The 4179-nt window shown below is 72.3% G+C and carries 3 protein-coding genes; 2 read left to right on the top strand and 1 reads right to left on the bottom strand.

What is annotated here, in order from left to right; all coding sequences use genetic code 11:
- The first annotated feature begins 210 nt into the window (after positions 1 to 210).
- Positions 211 to 864, top strand: coding sequence for a Tat pathway signal sequence domain protein (locus tag ACFWYS_RS22755; protein ID WP_384771819.1), 654 nt, complete (start codon positions 211 to 213; stop codon positions 862 to 864).
- A gap of 18 nt (positions 865 to 882) precedes the next feature.
- Here ACFWYS_RS22755 and ACFWYS_RS22760 read toward each other — a convergent pair whose 3' ends face one another.
- Positions 883 to 1866: a lytic polysaccharide monooxygenase gene (locus tag ACFWYS_RS22760; RefSeq protein ID WP_384771822.1), complete on the bottom strand. Its 984-nt coding sequence runs from the start codon at positions 1864 to 1866 to the stop codon at positions 883 to 885.
- Between the two features lie 377 nt (positions 1867 to 2243).
- Here ACFWYS_RS22760 and ACFWYS_RS22765 point away from each other — a divergent pair, with 377 nt between their 5' ends.
- A complete protein-coding gene (locus tag ACFWYS_RS22765) occupies positions 2244 to 4049 on the top strand; it encodes a S8 family serine peptidase (RefSeq protein ID WP_384771825.1) in 1806 nt (601 codons plus the stop codon).
- Positions 4050 to 4179 lie beyond the last annotated feature (130 nt).

Genomic DNA, 4179 nt, shown 5'->3' on the forward strand with positions numbered 1-4179 from the left:
GGGCGCCCGCGCTCCCCCCCCCGCCGCGGGCGGCCCCCCCCCCCGCGCCGCGTGTCGGTGTCGTCGCTGCTGGACCGGCCCCCCCGCCCCCCCCACGGCACCCATGAACTCGCGCACCCCCCACTTCCCGACCCCCTGATCCTCCTGATCTCCCTGAGTCCCCTGGGCCCTCAGGGCACACCCCCGCAACGAAAGCCGAGGTACATCCGCATGCGCATGCGCTCCCTGCTCACCCTCGCCGGTGCCGTCGCCGCACTCACCCTCCCCACCGCCGTCCCCGCCTCCGCGGCCGACGGCGCCGTCCTCACCACCGGCTCCGTCGGCGGCACGGCCGTCGCGGCCGGCGAGGTCCTCACCGCGCCGCTGGCGAGCGGCACCGCCGCCACGTTCTACTCCAGCGCCACCGGCACGAGCGGCATCTCCTGCACGTCGTCGCAGTTCACGGCCACCGTGACGGACAACCCCGGTGCGCCCGGCACCGCGACGGAGTCGGTCTCCGCGCACACCTTCGACGCCGCCAGCTGCACCACCAACGTGGTCGGCGTCCTCGGCGTCACCGGCATCACGGTCAACAACCTGCCCTACAGCGCCGCCGTGGGCTCCGACGGCACGGTCACCGTCACCCCGGCCGCGGGCTCCACCATCCAGACGACGGTCGTCCTGCGGACCCTGCTGGGCAGCATCAACTGCGTCTACCAGGCCCCCAGCCTGGCCGGCACGGCGAGCAACGCCGACAACACCATCAACTTCACCAGCGCGCAGTTCACCAAGGTCTCCGGCTCGTCCCTCTGCTTCGCCAACGGCTACTTCACCGCCAAGTACGCCCCGGTGACCGGCAGCGGTGCGGCGGTGTACGTCAACTGACGCCCACCGCGCGGGAGTTCACCTCCTGCGCAACCGCAGCGCCAGGGCGGCGCCCCCGGTGAGCACCAGCACCGCGGCGGCGCCGCCCGCCAGCATCGGCGTCGAGGGTCCCGTGTCCGAGGCCCCGGTGGACGCCACCGGTGTGCTGTCGCCCTGGGTGCGCGGGTTCTCGCCGCCGGCCGGGGAGGAAGACTCGGACGGGGCGGGCGTACGCGATTCGGCCCCGCCCGACTTGGCGCCGCCCGGCTCCTTCGTCGGCGAAGGACCGTCGGCCGTAAGGCCGTTGCCGTCCTCCGTGTCCGCGCCCGAGCCGGACGCCGCCCCGCTCCCGCCGCCACCGTCCCCGGCGCTTCCGCCCCCGCCCGCCGGGAACACCACGTCCGAGCACGAGTAGTACGTGTCCGGCGTGCTGCTGTTCTGCCAGATGGTGAACAGCACATGCCGCCCGGAGCGGTCGGACGGCAGCGTCGCCCTGATCCGGTACGCCCCGTCCGTCAGCGCCGGGTCCGTCACTTCAGCGAACGGCTTCTCCGGCAGGTCGGACCAGGTGAGCGGCTTCGCCGGGTCGTAGCCGGGCTTGGTGAGGTAGAGCCGGAACGTGCCGGTGTGCGGGATCGTGGAGACGTACCGCATCGTCAGGGAGTCACCCGGGGTCAGCCGGGTCGACGGCCAGTCGGCGCGGGCGAGGTCGAGGCCCCGGTAGGCGGGGAGTCCACCGCTGCACAGCTTTCCGTCGGGGACGACCTGCCGGTCCCGACCGTTCACATTCGCGATCCGCAGGTTGTCCCAGGCCGTGAAGGGGCCGTCGTTCGACGCGACCGCCGCCCGGCACGCCGCCGACCGGGACGCGCCGCCGCCGTCGGGGGAGCAGGCGTACACCCGGCTGACCGGATCCGTGGGCGCGCCGTGCGCCTGGGCGGGGCCCGCCGCCCACAACGTGAGCAGCAGCGGCGTGGCGGCGGCGGCCGCCAGGGCGGTGCGGTGCGATCTCATCCAGGGCATCCGGGACATCCGGAACGTCTCCTCGGCCGGCGCGGGAAGTGTCCTCGTGCAGTACGGGAATTCGGCCCGGCGCGTTCAGTGCGTGACGAGTCGGGCAAAGTCCGCCATTACCGGTCGACTACACGATGTAGAGGGTGGTTTTCCAGCCTGATCGAGGGTTTCCCCTGTATCCGGATGACCTTCTCTTTGCCTATCGTTCGACCACAGCCGACCCACAGGTAACCCCGAACGGGTCGTAGCTCGTAGCTCGTAGCTCGCGCCAGGCCGGCCGCCGCGCCCCGCACTTTCGAAATACCCCCCGCCGCTTCGAGGACGAAGCGAAAACGTCCGCCGCTCCGCGCTGCCCGGAGTTCGGCCGGCCACGAAAGGCACTCCCCTTGCGTACCTCTGCACCCCCCAGACGGAAGCTGATATCCGTCGCCGCGGTCTCCGCCGCGCTGTTCACGGCCGCCACCACCGTCGCCGTGGCCCAGGACACCCCCGCCAAGGAAGCCGCCGTACCGACGGCACAGACCGAGGCCGCCCCCGGCACCCCGGCCGAGCGCCTCATCGTCGGCTACAAGTCGGGCGCCGCCGAGGCCAAGTCGAACAAGGCCGCCGAGGCCGACGCCGCCGCCAAGGGCGAGGAGGCCGGCGAGAGCCTGGACTTCCAGCGCCGCCTCGGCTCCGGAGCCGCCCTCGTCGACCTGGGCGAGAACCTCACCAAGCGGGACGTCGCCGACGTCGTCGCCGAGTACCAGGCCGATCCGCAGGTCGCCTACGTCGTACCGGACCGGCTGAACAAGCCGACGGCCACGCCCAACGACACCGAGTACAGCAAGCAGTGGGACCTGTTCGAGTCCACCGCGGGCATGCGGGTGCCGGACGCCTGGGACGTCACCACCGGCAGCGGCGTGACCGTCGCCGTCATCGACACCGGCTACGTCGCCCACTCCGACCTCGCCGCCAACATCGTCGCGGGCTACGACTTCATCTCCGACACCGCCGTCTCCAACGACGGCAACGGCCGTGACAGCAACCCGGCCGACACGGGCGACTGGACCACCGACGGTCAGTGCAGCACCGACTGGACGGCGACCACCTCCTCCTGGCACGGCACCCACGTCGCGGGCACCATCGCCGCGGCGACCAACAACAGCAAGGGCGTCGCCGGCATCGCGTACGGCGCGAAGATCTCCCCGCTGCGTGTCCTCGGGCAGTGCGGCGGCTACGACTCCGACATCATCGACGCCATCACCTGGGCGTCCGGTGGCACGGTCTCCGGTGTCCCGGCCAACACCAACGTCGCCAAGGTCATCAACATGAGCCTCGGCGGTGGCGGCGCCTGCACCAGCGCCACGCAGAGCGCGATCAACGCCGCCGTGGGCCGCGGCACCACCGTCGTCGTCGCGGCGGGCAACGAGAACGACAACGCCGCCAACTACTCGCCGGCCAGCTGCAGCAACGTCGTCTCGGTGGCCGCGCTGGGCCGCTCCGGCGCCAAGGCCTACTACTCCAACTTCGGCTCGATCGTGGACATCGCGGCCCCCGGTGGCGAGACCCGCACGACCACGGCCAACGGCATCCTGTCCACGCTGAACACCGGCACGCAGGGCCCGTCGAGCGAGACGTACAAGTACTACCAGGGCACCAGCATGGCCGCCCCGCACATCGCGGGCCTCGCCGCGCTGATGAAGTCGGCCAACCCGGCGCTGACCCCGGCCCAGATCGAGTCCGCGATGAAGACCAACTCGCGTGCTCTTCCCGGCACTTGCTCGGGCGGCTGCGGTGCGGGTCTGGCGGACGCGGCCAAGACGGTGCAGGCGGTGAGCGGCAGCTCCGGCGGCTCCACGGGGGGCACCACCTTCACCAGCACCTCCGCGCTCTCCATCCCGGACAACGGCTCCGCCGTCGAGTCCCCGATCACCGTCAGCGGCCGCAGCGGCAACGCCCCCTCGGCCCTCCAGGTCGGCGTGGACATCACCCACACCTACCGCGGTGACCTGGTCATCGACCTCGTCGCCCCGGACGGTTCGACCTACCGTCTGAAGTCCGCCAGCTCCTCGGACTCCGCGGACAACGTCAGCACCACCTACACGGTGAACGCCTCCACCGAGACCGCCAACGGCACCTGGAAGCTGCGTGTCCAGGACACCGCGGCCCAGGACACGGGCCGGGTCAACAGCTGGAAGCTGACCTTCTGAGCGGACGCGGACGACGCGTACCGAAGACGGGCGGGGGGGCCCCAGCGGGGGGGGGGGGCGGCCGGCCCCCCCCCCCCCCCCCCCCCCCAAACCACCACACCCCGCCCGCCCGGACACGGAGCCGCGGCGG

The sequence above is a fragment of the Streptomyces sp. NPDC059010 genome, assembly GCF_042740355.1.
Classification (GTDB): domain Bacteria; phylum Actinomycetota; class Actinomycetes; order Streptomycetales; family Streptomycetaceae; genus Streptomyces.